Genomic DNA, 20,439 nt, shown 5'->3' on the forward strand with positions numbered 1-20,439 from the left:
CCGTGTCCACTCCCCCCTAAAACAACTAGTGATTCAAAACCCCGCCGGGCGGGGGGCGCCCCCCCCCCCCCCCCCCCCCGCGGCTCACGGCTTTCGCCCCGGTCGGACTCCGGCTCAGACTCCGGCGTAGGAGTGCAGACCCGTGACGAAGATGTTCACGCCGTAGTAGTTGAAGAGGTAGCAGGCGAAGGCGATCAGGGCCAGGTAGGCGGCCTTGCGGCCCTTCCAGCCGGCGGTCGCGCGGGCGTGCAGGTAGCAGGCGTAGGCCACCCACGTGATGAAGGACCAGACCTCCTTGGGGTCCCAGCCCCAGTAGCGGCCCCAGGCGGCCTCGGCCCAGATCGCGCCCGCGATGATCGTGAAGGTCCACAGCGGGAAGACGGTCGCGTTGATACGGTACGCGAACTTGTCCAGCGAGGCGGCCGAGGGCAGCCGCTCCAGTACCGACTTGGCGAAGGCGCCGGGCTGCTTGCCGCTCGGGTCGGCGAGCTTGGCCTCGTAGCGGTCGCGGAAGAGGTACAGCAGGGTGGACACCGCGCCCATGTAGAGCACCGCGCCGGAGATGATCGCGCAGCTGACGTGGATCCACAGCCAGTACGAGTGCAGCGCCGGGACGAGCTGGTCGCTGGCGGTGTAGAGGACCGAGATCGCCAGGCCGAGGTCGAGCAGGACGGTGGTGACCAGGGGCAGGCCGATCCAGCGGACGTTCTTCTTGGCGATCAGCAGGATCAGGTACACGGCCACTGCGACGGCGGCGAAGGTCGTGGAGAACTCGTACATGTTGCCCCAGGGGGCACGCTCCACCGACAGGGCGCGGGCCAGCACGCCGCCCACGTGGATCAGCCACGCCAGCACGGTCAGCGAGACGGCGATCCGGCCGTACAGGTCGCCCTTCTCGGTGCCGCCGTGCGCGCCGACGCCGTCGGGCACGTCCCGGCTGCCGGCCGCCGAGCGGGTCACGACCTTCGGGCGGTCCAGTACGGCGGTGCCGCCGGCCTTGGCCTTGGTCTGCACCGTGACGGCAGGCGCGGCCGACGTGTCCGCGGTGAGCGCGGCGGCCGTACGGGCCACCTTGCTCCGGCTGCCGAACACCCACTCCGCCATGTGCGCGAGGAACGCGAGGGTGTAGACCGCCATCGCCGAATAGATCAGCACATTGCTGGTGTGGGCCAGATTCTCGTTGGCCGCGGCCGCGAGGTTCACGCGCGCGCTCCTTCGGAGGGGTCAGCGTTACCGGCGGAGTCGGTCGGCTCCGCGGAGTCTTCTGCGTGGGGTTCGGAAGCTTCGGGGTCGGAGGCTTCGGAGTCTTCGGTGTCGGAGGCTTCGGTGTCCGGCTCGGGCGCCTGCGGGGCGTCCGGCTGGAGGGCGTACGCGAGGTCCGCCAGCTCCTCGGGGAGCTTCGGGGACTCGCTGCGGCCCAGCCCGGCGATCTCCACGACGGTGACGCCGTCGGGGCCCGGCTCGGCGCGGACCCACACCCGGCGGCGCTGGATGAAGAGCGAGCCGGCGAGGCCGAGCAGGGCGGCGACCGCGCCGCCCAGCGCAAGCTCGTTGCCCGGCTGGTGGGAGATCTTGAAGCTGGCCCACTGCTTGACGCCGTTGAACTTGATGCTGCCGTCACCGTTCGGCAGCTTCATGGACTGCCCCGGCGACATCATCTGGGCGACGGCCCGGCCGTCGACCTTGTACTGCTTCAGGTTCTTCGTCTCCAGCTGGTAGACGTTCTGCGGCAGTCCGGAGTCCACGCCCAGGTCACCGTGGTACGCGGTCAGCGTCAGCCGGGGATTGTCCAGCGCGGGGAAGACGGAGAACATCGAGCCGGAGCCCTTGCCGCCGAAGGTCGGGACGAAGAAGCCCTGGAAGCCCAGCTGGTTCTTCTTGCCGTCCTTGGTCTTGGCGCCCGGGACCTTCACCACGCCGCTGGACGTGAAGTTCTTGGGGTCCTGCGGGAGGAAGGGGACCGCGCCCTCGTAGACGACCTTGCCGGTGCCGTCCTTGACGGTGACGTCGGGCGCGTAGCCGTGCGAGAGCAGGTAGACCCGGTCGCCGCCGATGTCCAGCGGCTCGTTGACCTTGATCGAGGTCTTGTGCTCCTTGCCGTCGGCACCGCTGAAGTAGGTGACGTCGGCGCGGAAGATCCGCGGGGTGCCGTTCTGCGGCCCGCCGCGCTCGTACGTGGCGACGAACTTGTCGAGCTGGAAGCCGAACGGCGCCAGGTCGTCCGTGTCGAAGAACGACCCGGACTTGAAGTCGTCGAACTGGGTCAGGCTGTTGGAGAAGCCGTCGCCCTCGGTGATCAGCTTGCCGCCCTCGGACTTCCACAGGCTGCCGATGGCGAAGGCGACCAGCATCACGATCAGCGCGATGTGGAAGATCAGGTTGCCGGCCTCGCGGAGGTACCCCTTCTCGGAGGCGACCGAGGTGCCCACGATGTGGGTACGGAAGCGGCGCTTCTTCAGCGTCCGGTGGGCGGCCTGGAGGACCTGCTCGGGCTCGGCGGTGGTGCGCCAGGTGGCGTACGCGGGCAGCCGGGTCAGCCGGCGCGGGGCGCCCGGCGGGCGGCCGCGCAGCTGGCCGACGAACTGCCAGGACCGCGGGATGATGCAGCCGATCAGCGAGATGAACAGCAGCAGGTAGATCGCGGAGAACCACACCGAGCTGTAGACGTGGAACATCCCGAGCTTGTCGTAGATCGGCCCGAGGATGTCGTGCTGCTTCTGGAACTGGTCGACCTTGACCGGGTCGATGCTGGTCTGCGGGATCAGCGAGCCGGGGACGGCGCCGAGCGAGAGCAGGAAGAGCAGGATCAGCGCCACCCGCATCGAGGTCAGCTGGCGCCAGAACCAGCGGGCCCAGCCGATCGGCCCGAGGGAGGGGAGGGAGACCTCCTCCTTCGGCGCGGTGGACAGCTGGGAGCCCGCGGCGCCGAGGTCGGCGTCCTGCGGGGGCTCGCTGTGCGTGTCGCGGTGGGTGTCGGTCTTGGCGGCCATCAATTCAGATCCCAACGGTGAAGCCGGTCGTCCAGCTCTGCAGCTCGGACATCATGCTGTCCCAGATTCCTGTGACGAGCAGGACGCCGATCACCACGAGCAGCCCGCCACCGGTCCGCATCACCCAGACATAGTGGCGCTTGACCCAGCCGAACGCGCCGAGCGCCTTGCGGAAGGCCAGCGCGACCAGGATGAAGGGCAGCCCGAGGCCGATGCAGTACGCGATGGTCAGCAGCGCGCCGCGGCCCGCGCTGGCCTCGTTGAACGACAGCGCGTTCACGGCGGTCAGGGTGGGGCCCAGGCACGGCGTCCAGCCGACGCCGAAGAGCACGCCGAGCACGGGCGCGCCCACCAGCCCCATCGCGGGCCGCTTGTGCAGCATCCGGAACTCGCGCTGCCCGAAGCGGCCCAGCACGCCCATGAAGGTGAGGCCGAGCAGGATGGTCAGGGCCCCGAGCACCCGGGAGATGACGTCCTTGTAGTCCTGCAGCGTCTGCCCGAAGTACCCGAAGAGGGCGCCGCCGGAGACGAAGACGACGGTGAAGCCGAGCACGAAGAGGGCGGCGCCGCCCAGCATCCGGCCGCGCCTGGCCTCGGCGAGGTCGGTGCCGGTGACCCCGGTCACGTACGACATGTAGCCCGGTACGAGCGGCAGTACGCACGGCGAGAAGAAGGACACCAGGCCGCCGAGCAGCGCGACCGGCAGGGCGACCAGCAGGGCGCCGGTGAGCACCGTCTGGTTCGGGGCTGTGCTTGCTGCGGCGAGCGTGATCACGGGATCACTTCTCCGCGATCAGCGGGTCGATCATCTTGCGCAGCTCGTTCTCGCTGAGCGGGGTGAGCGCGCGGGCCGCGATCCGGCCCTTGCGGTCGATCGCGATGGTGGTGGGGATCGCCTGCGGGTTCAGGCTGCCCTTGGGGAAGCGCAGCATCTGCTTGCCCATCGGGTCGTACAGGCTCGGGTACGGGACCTTGTGCTGCTCCTCGAAGCTGACCGCCTGGGTCTTCTTGGAGTCCCGGGTGTTGATCCCGAGGAACTGCACGCCCTTGTCCTTGGTCTCGTTGGCGACCTTGGCGAAGTTCGGGGCCTCGGCGATGCAGGGCGCGCACCAGGATCCCCAGATGTTGAGGACGACGACCTTGCCCTTGTAGTCGGCGATGTCGAGGTGCTTGCCCTTGGTGGATTCGCCGGAGATATCGGGCACCGGCTGCCGGTCGGCCGGCTTCACGGTGTCCACGCCGTCCTTGCCCTGCACGAACTTCGTCTGCTCCGAGCCCCCTGACGTGCCGCCTGACCCGCAGGCGCTCAGCAGCACGGCGGCGACCGCGGCTCCGGCGGCCGGCAGGAGCATGCGGCGACGGGTGACGCGGCGGCGGGGGACGCGGCAGGCACTCATGTGAAAAGTTTCGCATGGGCCCATTACGGATCTTCCGCACCCCCCTCGTCGGGCGGTTCAGTCCCCTAGGTACCGCCGCCAGCCGCCCTTCGGCCGCTCGCCGACGTCCAGCCGCTGGAGCCTGGCCAGCACCTTCGGGTCCTGCACGTCCAGCCAGTCGGTGAACTGCTTGAAGGAGACCAGCCGCACGTCCCGGTGGCCGCTGCCCGCGATGTGCTTGATCGCTTCCTCGACGGCGTCCATGTAGATCCCGCCGTTCCACTCCTCGAAGTGGTTGCCGATGAAGAAGGGGGCGCGGTTGGTCTCGTACGCGCGCTGGAAGCCGTTGATGTACGCGCCCGCGGCCTGCCGGCGCCAGCCCGGGTAGTTCGCCTTCGGGGCCCGGGTGGAGTTCCGGGACTGGTTGGCGAGCATGTTGTAGTCCATCGAGAGCACTTCGAAGGAGTGGCCCGGGAACGGGATCTGCTGGAGCGGGAAGTCCCAGATGCCGCACTTCTTGGTGGGCCAGGTCTGGCGGCCGCCGGGCGAGCTGGCGTCGTAGCGCCAGCCCAGCTCGCGGGCGGTGGGCAGCAGATTGTCCTGGCCGAGCAGGCAGGGGGTGCGGCCGCCGACGAGCTCCTTCTCGTAGTCGAAGGGCAGCGGGTCGACGTCGGTGAAGCCGGTGTGGGTGCGCCACTTGGTGACGAAGCCGGTGGCCTGGTCTATTTCGGAGCGCCACTGCGCCGGGGTCCAGCGGGCGACCGAGCCGGGGCCGGCGCAGAAGTGGCCGTTGAAGTGAGTGCCTATCTCGTGCCCTTCGAGCCAGGCCGCGCGGATGTTCCGCAGCGTCTCCTTGATGTGCGCGTCGGTGAGGTAGCCGATGTCGGAGGCGCCGACCGGGTTGTTCGGCGGGCGGTACAGGGACTTCTTGGACTCCGGCAGGCAGTACAGCCCGGAGAGGAAGAAGGTCATCGACGCGCCGTGGTCCTTGGCGAGGCGGCGGAAGCGGGGGAAGAGGCCGTTGCCGACCTCGCCCGCGCCGTCCCAGGAAAAGATCACGAACTGCGGCGGGGTCTGCCCCGGCGCCAGCGGCTCGGGCTTCGGCGGCTGGTGCGGCTGCGGGCCGGTCTCGGCGGTGGAGCCGTCGCCGATCGGCTTCGGGCGGGCCTGGACGGTGGGCTTCCGGGCCGCATCGCCGGGCCGTGCGGTGCCGCAACCCGCGAGTCCGAGCGCGGCGGCCGCCCCCGCTCCGATGCCCAGCAGGTTCCGCCGACTGATCGCGCTCATACCGTTCCCGTCCGCACTTGCCATGATTCGCCGTACTCAAAGTCCGTATATACGGACATCAAGCAAGAGGGCGGGACAGGGGCCGGGGTTCCGGTGTGAGCGCATATATCTACGGCGGTACGTTCGGGCAGCTCTCTGCCCGTACGTACCGCCGCAGGAGGAGGGTCAGGCGCCGGCCGCCTTGGGCTGGCCCTTCACGGCGCCCCTGCCGAAGCGGGGCTGGGCGCCGGCCCGCAGGTGCTCAGGGACCAGGTCGAGCGCGGGCTCGCTGTAGCCGACCGACACGATCCGGTCGCCGTGGAAGGTGAAGGACGTCAGCGAGGCGAGCGTGCACTGCCGCTTGCGCGGGTCGTGCCACAGCCGGCGCCGCTCGGCGAAGCTGCGCACGATCCAGATCGGCAGCTGGTGGCTGACCGCGACCGCCTCGTGGCCGCGGGCCGCGTCCCGGGCCGCGCCGAGCGCCGCCATCATCCGGACGACCTGCTCGATGTACGGCTCGCCCCAGGACGGCCGGAACGGGTTGGTGAGGTACTTCCAGTTCCCCGGCCGCTTGAGCGCGCCGTCACCGACGCCGAAGGTCTTGCCCTCGAAGATGTTCCCGGCCTCGATGAGCCGCCCGTCGGTCGCGACGTCCAGCCCGTGCGCCTTGCCGATCGGCGTGGCCGTCTCCTGCGCCCGCTCCAGCGGGGAGGCGACGACGTGCGTGATGTCGCGGTCGGCGAGGTGCTCGGCGACCCGGTCGGCCATCTCCCGGCCGAGCTCGGAGAGGTGGTACCCGGGGCGCCGTCCGTAGAGGACGCCGTCGGGGTTGTGCACCTCGCCGTGGCGCATCAGGTGGACGACGGTGATGTCGTCGTTCTCGGCACCCGTGCTCATGCGGTGGCCTCGGCGGCGGCCCGGGCGGCGGCCGGCAGCGCGGCCGCGATCCGCTCGATCGCCTGCGTGTCGTGCGCGGTGGAGACGAACCACGACTCGAAGGCGGACGGCGGGAGGTAGACGCCCTGGGAGAGCATCGAGTGGAAGAAGGGCGTGAAGCGGAAGGACTCCTGCGCCTTGGCCTTCTCGTAGTCGGTGACGTCCTCGTCGGAGAAGAAGACCGAGAACATGTTGCCCGCGACCTGCACGCGGTGCGCCACGCCCTCCTTGGTCAGGGCCTCGGAAACCAGCCCGCGCAGCTCCGCGGAGACCGCGTCGACCTGCTCGTACGCGGCGTCGTCCAGCAGCCGCAGCTGCGTGACGCCGGCGGCGGTGGCGATCGGGTTACCGGAGAGGGTGCCCGCCTGGTAGACCGGGCCGGCCGGGGCGAGGTGGGCCATCACGTCGGCGCGGCCGCCGAACGCCGCGGCCGGGAAGCCGCCGCCCATGACCTTGCCGAAGGTCATCAGGTCGGGGCGCACCCCGTCGATGCCGTACCAGCCGGCCTTGCTCACCCGGAAGCCGGTCATGACCTCGTCGGAGATGTAGAGCGCGCCGTTCGCGGAGCACAGGTCCTTCAGGCCCTGGTTGAAGCCGGGGAGCGGCGGGACCACGCCCATGTTGCCGGGCGACGCCTCGGTGATCACACAGGCGATCTGGCCCTCGTGCGCGGCGAACGCGGCGCGCACGGCCTCGATGTCGTTGTACGGCAGCACGATCGTGTCGCCGGCCTGCGCGCCGGTGACGCCGGGCGTGTCGGGCAGCCCGAAGGTCGCCACGCCCGAACCGGCCGCGGCCAGCAGGGCGTCCACGTGTCCGTGGTAGCAGCCGGCGAACTTGATCACCTTGGGGCGGCCGGTGAAGCCGCGGGCCAGCCGGATCGCCGACATGGTCGCCTCGGTACCGGAGGAGACCAGCCGGACCTGCTCGACCGGCTCGATCCGGTCCACGATCTCCTCGGCGAGCTCGACCTCGCCGGCGCCCGGCGTGCCGAAGGACAGGCCGCGCGCGACGGCGTCCTGCACGGCCGCGAGGACCTGCGGGTGGGAGTGGCCGAGGATCATCGGTCCCCACGAGCACACGAGGTCGACGTACTCACGACCGTCGGCATCGGTGAGGTACGGACCGGTACCGGACACCATGAACCGGGGCGTACCGCCCACGGCGCGGAACGCGCGCACGGGAGAGTTCACGCCGCCGGGCGTCACGACGGCCGCGCGGTCGAAGAGCGTCTGCGAAACTGGGGCATCGTACGAGTGAGTCACGCAAGCAATGGTCTCAGAGGCGCACGGGGGCGCGCGGCCGGGCGTTTCACACGCCGGTGACGGGGGAGGTCTCTGAGACGATGATCGGGTTGCGCGGCTGAGGCTGCGAGTGGTCGGGTGGAGATATGCATCGCGGTGGCGAACTGGGCGAAGGGACCGATGACCGGGGCCCGGAGCGCGCCCGGCGCGGCCGCCACCGCCGAGCGGAGTACAGCGGCGAGCAGGACCGTGCGGAGCAGAGCGGCACCGGGCAGGTCGGCCCGGAGAACAACAGCGGGACCAGCAGCAGAGGCGGGCGCATGGGGGTGACGTACAAATACTTCGGCGCTCCCGACGGCGCCACCGCGGCCCGGGTACCGATCTCGATGCGCCCCGAAGAGCTGGGCGGCGACGAGCTCGGCATGGGCGGGATGTTCACGAAGATCAAGCCGGAGACCATGGCGGCGATGGTGCTGACCGGTATAGAAGGCATACCGCTGTCCAAGGTTCCCCCGCTGGAACTGGTCGTCCTGCACCCCGACTACGCCGTGGTCAAGCTCCCGATGACGGTCGTCGACCCGCTGCGCGGCGTCGGCGAGGAGTCGGTGGGCGCCGCCGCCTTCATCTGGTCCACCGTCCCCGACCGCGGCGGCCCGCGCGACGCCTTCGCCGTCTACCGCCTCCTCCACGAATGGCAGGACTTCAGCCACCGTCTGCACGAGGCCGGACATCAGGCGTACTGCCTGGTGTGGCCCTGATGGACGACGGAGCCCCGACCACACCGAACGGCGTATCCGGACCAGTACTCCCCGGCCTTCCTGCTTCCCCTTCCACGGGTGGAGCGGACTAGGCTCGCAGGTGTGACGGCACACGCGTCCGCACCGGACCACGACGAGTCCGCGCCGGAGAACTTCGCCATCGTGGCGGTCGCCTCCTCGGCCGGCGGCATCCACGGACTGAGCGTGCTCCTGGAGGAGCTGGGGACCGGGCTTCCCGTCCCGCTCCTCGTCGTGCAGCACCTCGATCCCCGCCACGCCACGGTCATCGCCGAGGTCCTCGCCCGGCGCACCACGCTCAGGGTCAAGCTGGCGGACGACGGTGAGCAGGCCCTCCCCGGTGTCGTCCACATCGCCCCGCCCAACCGCCATCTCCTCGTCGGCCCCGACGGCATCCTCACGCTCAGCACCAGCCGGCTGGTGCACTTCGTGCGCCCCTCGGCCGATCTCCTCTTCGAATCGGTGGCGGGCGCCTACGGCCCGCGTGCCATCGCCTGCGTCCTGACCGGCTCCGGCTCCGACGGCGCGATGGGCGTCGACGCGGTGAAGTCGCGCGGTGGCACCGTGATCGCCGAAGACCCCCGCACGGCAGAATTCCGGGGCATGCCGGAGGCGGCCGTGAAGACGGGGGCCGTGGACTTCGTGCTACCCCTGGAAGAAATCGCCGCGGTGATCCGCGGCCTGGTCGAGACCAAGAGGCAGTGATGGGTGACGCACGGGAAGCCGAGGCCGACGAGGAGCTGGAGGCGCTGCTCGGCTTTCTCCGGGACACCCGGGGATTCGACTTCACCGGCTACAAGAGATCCTCCCTGGGCCGCCGCATCCGCAAGCGGATGGCGGAGGTGAACGTGGAGTCCTACACCGACTACCGGGACCTGCTGGAGATCAGCGCGGACGAATTCGGCGCGCTCTTCAACACCATCCTGATCAACGTCACCTCCTACTTCCGCGATCCCGACGCCTGGGCCTTCCTCCAGCGCGAGGTGCTGCCCGAGCTGCTCGCGCAGGCGGACCCCGGGCAGGAGATCCGGGTGTGGAGCGCGGGCTGCTCCAGCGGCGAGGAGGCGTACTCCCTCGCGATCATGTTCGCCGAGGCGCTCGGCATCGAGGAGTGCCTGAACCGCGTCAAGATCTACGCCACGGACGTCGACGAAGAGGCGCTGCGCGACGCGCGCTCGGGGCTCTACCCGGCGAAGGCCCTGGAGGGGCTGCCGGCGGAGCTGCGGGACAAGTACTTCGAGCAGAACGGCGCACAGTTCAGCTTCCGCCCCGATCTGCGCCGCCGGGTGATCTTCGGCCGGCACGACATCACCCGCGACGCCCCGATCTCCCGCCTGGACCTGCTGCTCTGCCGCAACACGCTGATGTACTTCAACGTCGAGACGCAGACCCAGATCATCGACCGCTTCCACTTCGCGCTGCGTCCGGGCGGCTTCCTCTTCCTGGGGAAGGCGGAGATGCTGCTGAACGACGCCGACCGGTTCGACGTCATGAGCATGCGCCAGCGGGTCTTCCGGCGCCGTCCGGGCGAGTCGGGCCCGCCGTACAACCCCGCCCCCGTGAAGATCCGCGCGGGCGGCCACCCCGAGGCCCACTCGCTCGCCCGCAACCGCCAGCTGCGCGACCTGATTCTGGACGCCGCCCCCGCCCCGTCGGTCGCCGTCGACGTCGACGGGATCGTGGTGATGATCAACAACCTCGCGCGCAGCCACTTCTCCCTCACCTCGAACGACATCGGCCGCCCGTTCCAGGACCTGGAGATCTCCTACCGCCCGGTCGAGCTGCGCTCCTTGATCGAGCAGGCCGTGCACGAGCGGCGTACCCTGCGGGTCAACGGCGCCGAGCGGCGGGTCGGCGAGGAGCTGCAGTACTTCGACATCCTCATCCAGCCGCTGATGTCGGCGAACGGGACGCCCGCCGCCACGAGCATCACGTTCACCGACGTCACCGTGACCACGCAGCTGCGGTCGGAGGTGAAGCGGGTCCGGGAGGACCTGGAAACCGCGTACGAAGAGCTGCAGTCGACCAACGAGGAGCTGGAGACGACCAACGAGGAACTCCAGTCCAGCATCGAGGAACTGGAGACGACGAACGAAGAACTCCAGTCCACGAACGAGGAGCTGGAGACCACCAACGAGGAACTCCAGTCGGGCAATGAGGAACTGGAGACCATGAACGAGGAGATGCGCATCCGCACCGAGGAGCTGGACGAGGCCCGCGCGTTCCTCGAAGCGGTCCTGACCAGCGTCGGGGCCGGCGTGGTGGTCCTGGACCGGGAGACCCGGGTCAAGAGCTGGAACCGCGGCGCCGCCGAGCTGTGGGGGCTGCGCGCCGATGAGGTCGTCGAAGAGCCGTTCTTCTCACTGGACTTCGGGCTGCCCGCCGATCAGCTGCGGGGCATGGTGCAGCAGTGCCTGGACCACGGCCGGCGCACGGGCCCCGTCGGCTTCCCGGCCGTGAACCGCATCGGCCGGGCCATCCAGTGCACGGTCGCGTGCTCGCCGTTCGACGGGTACAACGGCGGCGTCGTCCTGTTGATGGAAGAAGTGCCCGATGCCCGGGCCGATGGCGGAAAGCCAGCGTAGGCTGCCCATATGGAAACGCGGGGCCCGTCCGGAAAGGCGGCGGCCGCACGGCATCGTGCGGCCGAGGCGCACCGACGCGCGGACCGCGCCGAAGCGCTGGCCGCCCAGCAGGAACACTTCGCGGAGCAGACCGGTCACCCGCTCCATCTCCGGCTCGCGGCCACCCACCGCAAGGCGGCCGCCAGCCATCGCTCTTCGGCCAATCTCCAGGAGGCGTACGCCCGCCGGCTGGAGAACTGGCGGGCGCCCGCCGGCCCGCAGCCCCCGTTCATGAGCGTGGTCGCGGACGCCTGCGGCACGGACAGCGCGGCGCTCGCCCTGCTCGGCTCCGACCACAGCCAGCTCGCGGTCGCCGCGTCCGACGATTCCTCGCGCGCCGCCCAGGACTTGGAGTACATCCTCGGCGAGGGCCCGTGCCGGGACGCCGCCGCCGGCCGCCGCCGGGTCACCGCCGCCGGGCCCGCCCTCGAACGGCGCTGGCCCGGTTACGGCCCGGCCGTGACGGCACTGGGCTTCGGCGAGGTGGTCGCCGTACCCTTGGAGACTCCCGACGGCTGCCTGGGTTCACTGGCCGTCTTCGACCCCCGGCCCGGTATCGCCAGGTCCGCCGTCTTCACCGAGATCACCGAAGCGCTGGTGCGCACCGTACTGCTCGGTCCGGACGCCGATCCGGAGCTCTACGGCGGCACGGACCACCGGGACACGGTGCACCAGGCGGCAGGCATGGTCTCCGTACAGGCCCACTGTCCTGTCGAGGACGCGCTCGCGCTGGTCAAGGCGAAGGCTTACGCCGACGGGGTACCCGTGAATGAAATGGCGCGACGGATCGTGCACGGAAGGCTCCGTCTTGCCTGACCGGCAAAGATGACGCAAGGTTCGCGGAGCGCTGCGACTCGCCTGAAGGGGGCGTCATGACGACACCGGCACAGCAGATCGCCGACGTGTTCGTGGAACTGTCCGGAGGTACCGCGGGCACGCCCTTGGAGACTCCCGAACTGCTGGCCACACTGGCACGATGCAGCCCCCGGCTGCTCGGCGTGCGCGCCGCCGGCGCGGTGGGGGCCGCCGACGACCGGGCGGAACCGCAGGTGGCCGGCTCCGAGGACGGCGTGCAGATGCTGAAGCAGGAAGCGCTGAAGTGGCGCGAGGGCCCGGGTACGGAGAGCCGCCTCAGCGGCCGGCCGCTCCCCGGCATCGCGTTCGACCGCCCGGCGACCAGGCAGCGCTGGCCGCGGTATGCGCCGCGGGCGCTGGAGCTGGGGTACAGCCGCGCCGCCGCCTTCCCGCTGCGGACCGCCGAGCGGTCCGTGGGCGCGCTCGTCCTGCTGAACTCCGCGGCGGACGCCCCGCTGTCCGAGGAGAAGGCGGCGCTCGCGCAGTCCCTCGCGGACTTCACCGCGCTGATCCTGGTGCGCGACCACGAGCTGCACGCGAGCCGGACGCTGAGCTCGCAGCTGGAGTACGCGCTGAACAGCCGGGTGATCATCGAGCAGGCCAAGGGCGTGCTCGCCACCCGCCACGGCCTCACCATGGACGGCGCCTTCGCCCTGCTGCGCGGCCACGCCCGCGCGCACCGCAGGCTGCTCTCCGAAGTGGCCCACGAGGTGGTCGAGGGCGGTCTCGACCTGGTCTGACACCGCCGCCACCCCTCTCCTCTCCTCGGGCGGGCACCCGTACGTCCCGTTAACTTCTACACACGTGTAGATTTAAGCTCTGCGGCGCGCCGCCGCGCGGCGGACGAGCAACGACGACGAGGAGCAGCACATGGCCCTGTGGGACCGGATCAAGGACTCCGCCCAGACGATGCAGACGCAGCTGACGGCGAAGAAGAACGACCTGAAGAGCGGCGCCTTCCGGGACGCGAGCATGGCGATGTGCGCACTGGTGGCCGCGGCGGACGGCAGCGTCGACGCCTCCGAACGCCGCCGCGTCGCTCAGCTGATCATGTCGAACGACGTACTGCAGAACTTCCCCGCCGACGATCTGCAGCGCCGCTTCGACGGTTACCTCGACAAGCTCGTCGCCGACTTCGACTTCGGCCGGGTGAGCGTGCTCCAGGAGATCGGCAAGGTGAAGAAGAAGCCGGCCGAGGCGCGCGCCGTCATCCAGATCGGCATCGTCATCGGCGGCGCGGACGGCGACTTCGACAAGACCGAGCAGGCCGTCGTGCGCGACGTCTGCTTCGCGCTGGACATCCCGCCGGCCGAGTTCGACCTGTAACGATTCGGCCTGACGGGGGCCGGGTGCGGCCCGCCGGCACTCAGCCGCGGGCCCCCGGCTCGCCCTGGGAGCGCGGCTCCCCGTCCTGCGTACGGGAGTTGATCACGTCGCCGGGCCGCGCCTTGATGACGCGCGGCGGCGGACCGTCGTCGTCGGGATGGACCCCGTCCTTCATCGCCCTGGTCTCGGCCTTCAGGATGCGGGTCGCCTTGCCGGCCGACCGCACCAGATCGGGCAGCCGCTTGGCCGCGAGCACCACGATGACAACGATGAGGAGCAGCGCGATCTCACTGATCCCGAACATCCCCGGTCCTCTCTTCCCCCTCCGCACGGAGGGCCCCATGAGCGTACCGGCCGGCGGCGCGGCCGATTTGAATCTACAGCACTGTAGAAACAACGGGTGAAGACCAGGCGTACGCCCCGGGCTCACCTCAGTACGATGGCCGCCCCACGGACCGTGCGACCACCACACGTACGGCCGGGGCAGCGGAGGGAGACGACGGAGTGGACCGCGGAGCGCGCCGGCGCGGCCAGGGCGAGCTGGAGGCACAGGTCCTGTCGGTCCTGCGGCTCTCCTCGGGCCCGGCGACCGCGGCCTGGGTGCAGGAACGTCTCGACGGCGACCTCGCCTACACCACCGTCATGACCATCCTCTCCCGGCTGCTGGCCAAGGGGGCCGTCACCCGCGAGCGCCTGGGCCGCGCCTTCGTGTGGCAGGCCGCGTCCGACGAGGCGGGGCTCGCCGCGCTGCGCATGCGCCGGGTACTGGACGCCGAGGCCGACCGGGAAGCGGTGCTGGCCAGCTTCGTCACGGCCCTCTCCCCCGACGACGAGCGCCTGCTGCGCGGCCTGCTCCACGAGGCGGAGGACCCCGACGGCCCCGCGGCCGGGGACTGACCCGTGGGCGTGTTCGTCTTCCTGCCCCTCGTGCTCCCGCTGACCGCGTGGCCGGTGGCGCGCCTGGCCGAACAGCATCTGCACCCGCGCAGCGCCACCTGCCTGCTGGCCGGCGTGGCGGCCGTCCTGGCCGTGTGCAGCACCCTCTGCCTCGGCCTGATCATGGTCGTCGGCACCGCCCAGCTCCCCGGCAACCCGCTGCCGGACGGCTGGTCCGACCCGGAGGTCCGCGCAGCCGTCCCGTACGACGAGATCGCGGGCAGGGCGGCGATCCCCGCGCTGGCCGCGGTGGCCGTCGCGGGCGTCCGTACCCTCTGGCGCCATCTGCGCGTACGGCGCCGGGCGGCCCGCGCGCTGGCCGGGCTGCCGGGCTCGCGGGTCGCGGTCCTGCCGGACGGCGCGCCGTACGCGTACGCGCTGCCGGCCCGGCGGCCGGGGCCCGGCCGGATCGTGGTCTCCACCGCGATGCTGGCCCGGCTGGACTCGCGCGAGCGGCGGGCCCTGTTCGCGCACGAGCGCGCGCACCTGGCGGGCCGTCACCACCGTTACCTGCTGGCCGTACAGCTCGCCGCGCGCGCCAACCCCTTTCTGCTGCCGCTGCGCACGGCCACGGAGTTCTGCACCGAGCGCTGGGCGGACGAGGAGGCGGCGCAGGCGGTCGGCGACCGCCGGGTGACGGCGCGCGCGGTGGGCAAGGCGGCGCTCATCACCCGGCACGCGCCGATGGCTGGGCTGGCGTCGTTCGCCGTTCCGGGTCCCGTACCGCGCCGGGTGGCGGCGCTGCTGCGGCCCGGGCCGCCGGTCCGCGGCTGGCCGTCGGCGCTCACCCCGGCCGGCATCGCCGCCCTCGTCGCGGCGGCGGGCACCCTCGCCTCGGCCCTCTCCTCCGTCAACGCCACCGTCGCCCTCTTCCTCGTCCTCCAGGCGGCGACACCGCTCTGAGCGGAGCGGGGCAGCTCAGGGCCGCTCCGCCGTCAGGTACCGCTGCACCGTCGGCGCCAGCCAGGCGACGACCTCGTCGTGGCCGAGCCCCACGGCGGGCGGTATGCGGACGACGTACCGGGCCAGCGCCATGCCCAGGATCTGCGAGGCGACCAGCGCGGCCCGCACCGCCGCCTCCTCGTCCGGCACCGGGCAGACCGCCGCGATCACCGGCTCCAGCTGGTCGCGGAAGATCGACCGCACCCGCTCGGCGCCCGCCTCCATGGTCACGGCGACCCGCACCATGCCGGTCAGCCGCTCGTCGTGCTCCCACACGTCCAGGAAGTGGCGCACCAGCCGCTCGCCCAGCTCGGCGCGGTCCACCCCGGTCAGGTCCGGCATCCGCAGGTCGATCTCGGTGGCGGCGACGAACAGGCCCTCCTTGTTGCCGTAGTAGCGCATGACCATGGACGGGTCGATGCCCGCGTCCCTGGCGATGGCCCGGATGGTCGCGCGCTCGTACCCCTCGGCGGCGAAGCGGTCGCGCGCCGCGGTGAGGATCGCCGCCCGGGTCGCGTCGGAGCGGCGGGGACGGACCGGGGACTCGGTACCGGAAGGGGCTCTGTCGGGCATGTCAACAAGCGTAGGCCAACACCTGTTGACACGCCAGGGGAGCCGCTCTACGTTGCCCATAAGCGGCCAACAAGCGTTGACCAACATGTGTTGGCAAAGGAGGCGGCCATGAACCGCGAGCCCCACAGCACCGCCCGCACCACCGCCCGCGCGGCGGTCCCGCACCCCACCTCCGACGTCCTGGTCGTCGGCGCCGGGCCCACCGGCCTGCTGCTCGCCGGCGACCTCGCCGAGGCCGGCCTCGACGTCACCCTGCTGGAGCGCCGCGCCCCCGGGATCAGCAACCTCACCCGCTCCCTGGTCGTGCACGCCCGCACCCTGGAACAGTTCGACGCCCGTGGCATCGCCGAGGAAGTGATCGACACCGGCCACCCGGTGACCTCGCTCCAGCTGTTCGCCGATGTCGCGATCGACCCGACCGAGCTGCCCACCCGCTTCCCGTTCATCCTGGTCACCCCGCAGTTCGAGGTCGAGCGGGTACTGGAGGAGCGGGCCCGCAAGGCCGGCGTGACCTTCGCGTACGGCCACGAGCTCACCGGCATCGACCAGGACGCCGACGGCATCACGGCCACGGTCCGCACCGAAGGCGGCGGCACGGCCGGCCACCGCGCTTCCTACCTGGTCGGCACCGACGGCGTGCACAGCGGCGTCCGCCGGGCGCTCGGCCTGCCGTTCCCCGGCAAGGCCGTCATCCGGTCCGTCGTACTCGCCGACGTCCGGCTCACCGACGAGCCCGACGCGCCGCTCGTCGCCAAGGCCACCGGCGACGCCTTCGCCCTGATCGCGGGCTTCGGCGACGGCTGGTTCCGGGTGATCGCCTGGCACCGCCGCCGGCAGGCCGACGACAAGACGCCCGTCGACCTGGCGGAGGTCCGCGAGCTCACCCGGCTCGCCCACGGCACCGACTACGGCATCCAGGAGGCCCGCTGGATGTCCCGCTTCCACAGCGACGAGCGGCAGGTCCCCGAGTACCGCGTGGGCCGGGCCTTCCTCGCGGGCGACGCGGCCCACGTCCACTCCCCGGCCGGCGGCCAGGGCATGAACACCGGCCTGCAGGACGCCGCCAACCTCAGCTGGAAGCTGATCGCCGTACTGCGCGGCCGGGCCACCGACGCGCTGCTGGACAGCTACCACGCCGAACGCCACCCGGTGGGCCGCATGGTGCTGCGCTCCAGCGGCGCGCTCATCCGGTTCGCGCTGCTGCAGACCCGCACGCAGCACGTGGCGCGGATGCTGGCCACGCAGCTCATCAAGCGGGTACCGCCGGTGACCCACCGCGCGGTCTCGATGATCACCGGCATCGGCATCGCGTACGGACGCCACCGCGGCGACCACCCGCTGACGGGTCGGCGCGCGCCCGACATCCGGCTCGCGGACGGCAGCCGCCTCTATGAAGCGCTGCGCGGCAACCGGTTCGTCCTGATCACCCCCGCCTACGAGACGCCTGAGCTGGGCGGCCGGGACGCGAGCCGCGTCGTGCACGGCACCTGGCGCAGCCACCGGCGCACCGCGCTGCTGGTCCGCCCGGACGGCTACATCGCCTGGGCCACCGACACCATGGACCGCGCGGCCCGCGCGGACGCCCTGGCGGCGGCCCTGCTGCACTGGACGGGGCCGGCGGAGAAGGCACCGGCCACGGCGGCGGCGCCGTAGGAGTCCGCGTCATCGCTCCGGCCGGGCGCCCGCATACGCTGCCCGCATGCCGATCGTCCGCTCCGCCGTCCTCTTCGTCCTCGCCGCGCTCCTGGAGATCGGCGGCGCGTGGCTGGTCTGGCAGGGCGTACGGGAGAGCCGCGGCTGGATCTGGGCGGGCGCGGGCGTCCTGGCCCTGGGCGCGTACGGCTTCGTCGCCACGCTCCAGCCGGACGCCGACTTCGGCCGCATCCTCGCCGCGTACGGGGGCGTCTTCGTCGCCGGCTCACTGGCCTGGGGCATGGTCGCGGACGGTTACCGGCCCGACCGCTGGGACGTCACCGGCGCCCTGGTCTGCCTGGCCGGCATGGCCGTGATCATGTACGCGCCGCGGGGGCGGTGACGGCCGGGGCCGCGGTCCCGCTCCGCATATCCTGACCGCGGTACCGCCCACTCGTACATCCGTACGCCCGTACGCCGAGGAGCACTTATGACCGCCGCCGCCCGTACCGCCGTCGTCACCGGAGCGAGCAGCGGCATCGGCGCCGCGACCGCCCGGCAGCTCGCCGAGGCCGGCTACCGCGTGATCCTCGCCGCGCGCCGCAAGGACCGCATCGAGGCGCTGGCCGCCGAGCTCCCGCACGCCGAGGCGTACGCCCTCGACGTCACCGACCGCGCCGCCGTCGACGCCTTCGCGGCCTCCCTGGACCGCTGCGACGTGCTGGTCGCCAACGCCGGCGGCGCGCTCGGCACCGACCCGGTGGCCACCGCCGACCCGGCCGACTGGCGCGCGATGTACGAGGTCAACGTCCTCGGCGTGCTTAATGTGGTGCAGGCGCTGCTGCCCGCGCTGACCGCCACCGGCGACGGCACGGTCGTCGTCCTCTCCTCGACCGCCGGGCACGGCACGTACGAGGGCGGCGGCGGTTACGTGGCCGCCAAGCACGGCGCGCACGTCCTCACCGAGACGCTCCGCCTGGAGCTGTGCGGGCAGCCGGTACGCGTCATCGAGATCGCCCCCGGCATGGTGAAGACCGACGAGTTCGCGCTCACCCGCTTCCGCGGCGACGAGTCGAAGGCCGCCAAGGTGTACGAGGGCGTCGCCGAGCCGCTGACCGCCGACGACGTGGCCGAGACGATCGCCTGGGCGGTCGCCCGCCCCGCCCACGTCAACATCGACCTCCTCGTCGTCCGCCCGCGCGCCCAGGCGTCCAACACGAAGGTCCACCGCGAGTCCTGACCGGTTCCGTGTCCGTACTCCCAGAGAAGGAACACAGCATGCCCGCCAGCCCCGCTCCCGTGACCGTCACCGCCTTCGACCACCTGGTCCTCAACGTCGCCGACGTCGAACGCGCGCTGGACTTCTACTGCGGCCCGCTCGGCCTCGAACCGGTCCGGGTCGAGGAATGGCGGGCGGGCGAGGTGCCGTTCCCGTCCGTACGGGTGAGCCCGACGACCATCATCGACCTGGTACGGGCTCCCGACGACGCGTCCACCGCCCCCGGCTCCGGCCGGAACGTCGACCACCTCTGCCTGGTCGTCGCGCCCCTGGACTGGCAACAGGTCATCGATTCCGGGGTGTTCACCGTCCTCGACGGCCCCGGCAAGCGCTTCGGCGCCCGCGGCACCGCCGAGTCCCTCTACGTCCAGGACCCGGACGGCAACACCGTCGAACTGCGCTGGTACCCGGCGGACGCGTAGGGCGGCGCGCGGCGTGCCCCGCACGCCGCGCGGTACACCTCGGGCGGCGGACCTTCACAAGATCCACAATCCTCACCCCACATGATTTTCCCCCTACTGGGCACGCGGGCAGCGTGAGCACTTTCCGTATCCCCACCCCCCGTTTCCGCAGGCCCGGCAGGGCCCTCAAGCGTGCGGCCGTACTGGCCGCGGGCGCGGGCCTGTTGACCACCGGCCTGCTCGCCACTCCCGCCTCCGCCGCCATGGGCGACAACGTCGTGCACGGCCCCGCCGCCTGCGCCTTCTCCGAGGACCGCGGCACCGTCGCCCTCGGCGCGGCGGGCGACCAGGTCTCGCAGGTCCAGTGCCTGCTGGCCAACCGCCAGTACCTGGGCTGGAACAACCTCAGCGGCACCTTCGACGCCAACACGATGGCCGCCGTGGCCCACTTCCAGGCCGACCACGACCTCGTCCCGAACGGCGTGGTCAACCCCACCACCTGGCTCGCCCTGTACCAGGCAGGCCCCCCGGCCGGCCCGGTTCAGCCCACCGCCTGACCCACGCCCCACCTGCCACATCCGAAAGGGCCGGGCCCCCGCCGGGGCCCGGCCCTTTCTCACTGTCTTCCCGCGCTAATCGAAGACCCGAGTTTCCGCACCCGAAACAGAACTCCCCTTATCGGTGCCGACAAAGGTGAACTTCTTCCCTTCGGGATCCAGGTAGAGATCGTAATGCGTGGTCTCCCCGGCAGCCTCGTACGTTGCCGTCCCGGTGCAATCCGACTTCACCGTGTACGTACCGGTGCCGTGCACCTTGCCGTCGCTCTTCCCGTTCTCACTGGTCGTGCTGATCGTCTTGATCCGGCCGTGCCCGTCGTACCACTCGGTCCCGGCCTCGGCCACCGGCTCGTGCTTCTTCCCCGCGACGCTCATCCCCGTGAACTGGTAGATGTACTGCCCCCTCAGCGTCTCCTTGCCGCACTCGTGCGCCGACCGGCCGGCCCCGCCGCCGGCGGCCCCCGCGGCCCCGCCGAAGGCCAGCGTGCCCGTCAGCCCGAGGACACCGGCGGCCGCCACCGCCGCCGGCCACCGACCCGCACGACGGCCGGAATGCAAAACCCGCATCTTTCTTTCCTCTCCCGTGTGTCACGCCCCGGCCGCATCCAACGGCCGATGAAACACACGCGCTTCACACTTGGCACCGACATTCCCAGCGGAACCGTCACACCAAAAGAGAAAAACCCGCCAGTCCATCCCCGCAATTCCCCTGACTGGAAAACAGTC

The 20,439-nt window shown here is 71.3% G+C and carries 23 protein-coding genes; 13 read left to right on the top strand and 10 right to left on the bottom strand.

Translation table 11 applies throughout. The annotated features are described in order from the left end of the window. Window positions 1–114: 114 nt before the first annotated feature. The 7 genes from ccsB to hemL all read right to left on the bottom strand — a co-directional run bounded on the left by ccsB (window position 115) and on the right by hemL (window position 7,833). On the bottom strand, window positions 115–1,203 hold the full coding sequence (gene ccsB / locus ACIGXO_RS20175) for a c-type cytochrome biogenesis protein CcsB (RefSeq protein WP_399788287.1): 1,089 nt from the start codon (window positions 1,201–1,203) through the stop codon (window positions 115–117). Beyond that, complete coding sequence (locus tag ACIGXO_RS20180; RefSeq protein WP_399788290.1) at window positions 1,200–2,990, bottom strand: cytochrome c biogenesis protein ResB; 1,791 nt, start codon at window positions 2,988–2,990, stop codon at window positions 1,200–1,202. The genes ccsB and ACIGXO_RS20180 overlap by 4 nt, the downstream gene beginning before the upstream one ends. 4 nt (window positions 2,991–2,994) lie before the next feature. Beyond that, complete coding sequence (locus tag ACIGXO_RS20185) at window positions 2,995–3,765, bottom strand: cytochrome c biogenesis CcdA family protein (RefSeq protein WP_399788293.1); 771 nt, start codon at window positions 3,763–3,765, stop codon at window positions 2,995–2,997. Between the two features lie 4 nt (window positions 3,766–3,769). Next, window positions 3,770–4,387, bottom strand: coding sequence for a TlpA family protein disulfide reductase (locus ACIGXO_RS20190; RefSeq protein ID WP_399788296.1), 618 nt, complete (start codon window positions 4,385–4,387; stop codon window positions 3,770–3,772). Between the two features lie 57 nt (window positions 4,388–4,444). Continuing rightward, a complete protein-coding gene (locus tag ACIGXO_RS20195; protein ID WP_399788299.1) occupies window positions 4,445–5,653 on the bottom strand; it encodes a hypothetical protein in 1,209 nt (402 codons plus the stop codon). 165 nt (window positions 5,654–5,818) lie between these two features. Continuing rightward, entirely contained in the window at window positions 5,819–6,529 is a 711-nt protein-coding gene (locus tag ACIGXO_RS20200) for a histidine phosphatase family protein (RefSeq protein ID WP_399788302.1), read from the bottom strand. Then, the gene (gene hemL / locus ACIGXO_RS20205; RefSeq protein ID WP_399788305.1) at window positions 6,526–7,833 is read right to left on the bottom strand and encodes a glutamate-1-semialdehyde 2,1-aminomutase; all 1,308 of its coding nucleotides are present in this window, start codon (window positions 7,831–7,833) and stop codon (window positions 6,526–6,528) included. The genes ACIGXO_RS20200 and hemL overlap by 4 nt, the downstream gene beginning before the upstream one ends. A gap of 125 nt (window positions 7,834–7,958) precedes the next feature. Here hemL and ACIGXO_RS20210 point away from each other — a divergent pair, with 125 nt between their 5' ends. The 6 genes from ACIGXO_RS20210 (at window position 7,959) to ACIGXO_RS20235 (ending at window position 13,393) form a co-directional block, all read left to right on the top strand. Then, window positions 7,959–8,570, top strand: coding sequence for a hypothetical protein (locus tag ACIGXO_RS20210; RefSeq protein WP_223735993.1), 612 nt, complete (start codon window positions 7,959–7,961; stop codon window positions 8,568–8,570). A 102-nt stretch (window positions 8,571–8,672) separates the two neighbouring features. Beyond that, window positions 8,673–9,293: a chemotaxis protein CheB gene (locus ACIGXO_RS20215; RefSeq protein WP_399788309.1), complete on the top strand. Its 621-nt coding sequence runs from the start codon at window positions 8,673–8,675 to the stop codon at window positions 9,291–9,293. Continuing rightward, window positions 9,293–11,173, top strand: a complete 1,881-nt coding sequence (locus tag ACIGXO_RS20220) for a CheR family methyltransferase (RefSeq protein WP_399788312.1) — start codon at window positions 9,293–9,295, stop codon at window positions 11,171–11,173. The genes ACIGXO_RS20215 and ACIGXO_RS20220 overlap by 1 nt, the downstream gene beginning before the upstream one ends. 9 nt (window positions 11,174–11,182) lie before the next feature. Beyond that, window positions 11,183–12,028 (top strand): GAF and ANTAR domain-containing protein, encoded by an 846-nt coding sequence (locus ACIGXO_RS20225; protein ID WP_399788315.1) that lies wholly within the window; start codon window positions 11,183–11,185, stop codon window positions 12,026–12,028. A 56-nt stretch (window positions 12,029–12,084) separates the two neighbouring features. Next, window positions 12,085–12,807 (top strand): ANTAR domain-containing protein, encoded by a 723-nt coding sequence (locus ACIGXO_RS20230; RefSeq protein WP_399788318.1) that lies wholly within the window; start codon window positions 12,085–12,087, stop codon window positions 12,805–12,807. Window positions 12,808–12,937: 130 nt separating this feature from the next. Continuing rightward, entirely contained in the window at window positions 12,938–13,393 is a 456-nt protein-coding gene (locus tag ACIGXO_RS20235) for a tellurite resistance TerB family protein (RefSeq protein ID WP_399788321.1), read from the top strand. A gap of 40 nt (window positions 13,394–13,433) precedes the next feature. Here the strand turns inward: ACIGXO_RS20235 and ACIGXO_RS20240 are convergent, their stop codons facing one another. Continuing rightward, window positions 13,434–13,697, bottom strand: coding sequence for a twin-arginine translocase TatA/TatE family subunit (locus ACIGXO_RS20240; protein ID WP_399788324.1), 264 nt, complete (start codon window positions 13,695–13,697; stop codon window positions 13,434–13,436). 200 nt (window positions 13,698–13,897) lie between these two features. Between ACIGXO_RS20240 and ACIGXO_RS20245 the strand changes: the two genes are divergently transcribed. Next, complete coding sequence (locus ACIGXO_RS20245; protein WP_399788328.1) at window positions 13,898–14,290, top strand: BlaI/MecI/CopY family transcriptional regulator; 393 nt, start codon at window positions 13,898–13,900, stop codon at window positions 14,288–14,290. Between the two features lie 3 nt (window positions 14,291–14,293). Continuing rightward, window positions 14,294–15,232 carry a M56 family metallopeptidase gene (locus ACIGXO_RS20250; protein WP_399788331.1) on the top strand — a complete coding sequence of 313 codons (939 nt, stop codon included), beginning with the start codon at window positions 14,294–14,296 and terminating at the stop codon, window positions 15,230–15,232. 15 nt (window positions 15,233–15,247) lie between these two features. Here ACIGXO_RS20250 and ACIGXO_RS20255 read toward each other — a convergent pair whose 3' ends face one another. Next, a complete protein-coding gene (locus tag ACIGXO_RS20255; protein WP_399788334.1) occupies window positions 15,248–15,844 on the bottom strand; it encodes a TetR family transcriptional regulator in 597 nt (198 codons plus the stop codon). A gap of 108 nt (window positions 15,845–15,952) precedes the next feature. Here ACIGXO_RS20255 and ACIGXO_RS20260 point away from each other — a divergent pair, with 108 nt between their 5' ends. The 5 genes from ACIGXO_RS20260 (at window position 15,953) to ACIGXO_RS20280 (ending at window position 19,713) form a co-directional block, all read left to right on the top strand. Further along, window positions 15,953–17,497, top strand: coding sequence for an FAD-dependent oxidoreductase (locus ACIGXO_RS20260; protein ID WP_399788337.1), 1,545 nt, complete (start codon window positions 15,953–15,955; stop codon window positions 17,495–17,497). A 46-nt stretch (window positions 17,498–17,543) separates the two neighbouring features. Continuing rightward, entirely contained in the window at window positions 17,544–17,879 is a 336-nt protein-coding gene (locus tag ACIGXO_RS20265) for a YnfA family protein (protein WP_399788340.1), read from the top strand. 87 nt (window positions 17,880–17,966) lie between these two features. Next, window positions 17,967–18,716, top strand: coding sequence for an SDR family NAD(P)-dependent oxidoreductase (locus ACIGXO_RS20270; RefSeq protein ID WP_399788343.1), 750 nt, complete (start codon window positions 17,967–17,969; stop codon window positions 18,714–18,716). A 59-nt stretch (window positions 18,717–18,775) separates the two neighbouring features. Further along, a complete protein-coding gene (locus ACIGXO_RS20275) occupies window positions 18,776–19,177 on the top strand; it encodes a VOC family protein (protein WP_399788519.1) in 402 nt (133 codons plus the stop codon). A gap of 113 nt (window positions 19,178–19,290) precedes the next feature. Continuing rightward, window positions 19,291–19,713, top strand: a complete 423-nt coding sequence (locus ACIGXO_RS20280) for a peptidoglycan-binding protein (RefSeq protein ID WP_399788346.1) — start codon at window positions 19,291–19,293, stop codon at window positions 19,711–19,713. A gap of 75 nt (window positions 19,714–19,788) precedes the next feature. Here the strand turns inward: ACIGXO_RS20280 and ACIGXO_RS20285 are convergent, their stop codons facing one another. Beyond that, window positions 19,789–20,280, bottom strand: coding sequence for a hypothetical protein (locus ACIGXO_RS20285; RefSeq protein ID WP_399788349.1), 492 nt, complete (start codon window positions 20,278–20,280; stop codon window positions 19,789–19,791). Window positions 20,281–20,439 lie beyond the last annotated feature (159 nt).

The organism is Streptomyces sp. NPDC053542 (assembly GCF_044544685.1).
Lineage (GTDB): Bacteria > Actinomycetota > Actinomycetes > Streptomycetales > Streptomycetaceae > Streptomyces.

Coding starts and splice junctions, on each gene's coding strand:
- ACIGXO_RS20180 (WP_399788290.1), bottom strand. CDS start 2,990: ATGGCCGCCAAGACCGACACCCACCGCGACACGCACAGCGAGCCCCCG.
- ACIGXO_RS20190 (WP_399788296.1), bottom strand. CDS start 4,387: ATGAGTGCCTGCCGCGTCCCCCGCCGCCGCGTCACCCGTCGCCGCATG.
- ACIGXO_RS20195 (WP_399788299.1), bottom strand. CDS start 5,653: ATGAGCGCGATCAGTCGGCGGAACCTGCTGGGCATCGGAGCGGGGGCG.
- ACIGXO_RS20200 (WP_399788302.1), bottom strand. CDS start 6,529: ATGAGCACGGGTGCCGAGAACGACGACATCACCGTCGTCCACCTGATG.
- ACIGXO_RS20210 (WP_223735993.1), top strand. CDS start 7,959: ATGCATCGCGGTGGCGAACTGGGCGAAGGGACCGATGACCGGGGCCCG.
- ACIGXO_RS20220 (WP_399788312.1), top strand. CDS start 9,293: ATGGGTGACGCACGGGAAGCCGAGGCCGACGAGGAGCTGGAGGCGCTG.
- ACIGXO_RS20225 (WP_399788315.1), top strand. CDS start 11,183: ATGGAAACGCGGGGCCCGTCCGGAAAGGCGGCGGCCGCACGGCATCGT.
- ACIGXO_RS20230 (WP_399788318.1), top strand. CDS start 12,085: ATGACGACACCGGCACAGCAGATCGCCGACGTGTTCGTGGAACTGTCC.
- ACIGXO_RS20235 (WP_399788321.1), top strand. CDS start 12,938: ATGGCCCTGTGGGACCGGATCAAGGACTCCGCCCAGACGATGCAGACG.
- ACIGXO_RS20240 (WP_399788324.1), bottom strand. CDS start 13,697: ATGTTCGGGATCAGTGAGATCGCGCTGCTCCTCATCGTTGTCATCGTG.
- ACIGXO_RS20255 (WP_399788334.1), bottom strand. CDS start 15,844: ATGCCCGACAGAGCCCCTTCCGGTACCGAGTCCCCGGTCCGTCCCCGC.
- ACIGXO_RS20260 (WP_399788337.1), top strand. CDS start 15,953: ATGAACCGCGAGCCCCACAGCACCGCCCGCACCACCGCCCGCGCGGCG.
- ACIGXO_RS20265 (WP_399788340.1), top strand. CDS start 17,544: ATGCCGATCGTCCGCTCCGCCGTCCTCTTCGTCCTCGCCGCGCTCCTG.
- ACIGXO_RS20270 (WP_399788343.1), top strand. CDS start 17,967: ATGACCGCCGCCGCCCGTACCGCCGTCGTCACCGGAGCGAGCAGCGGC.
- ACIGXO_RS20285 (WP_399788349.1), bottom strand. CDS start 20,280: ATGCGGGTTTTGCATTCCGGCCGTCGTGCGGGTCGGTGGCCGGCGGCG.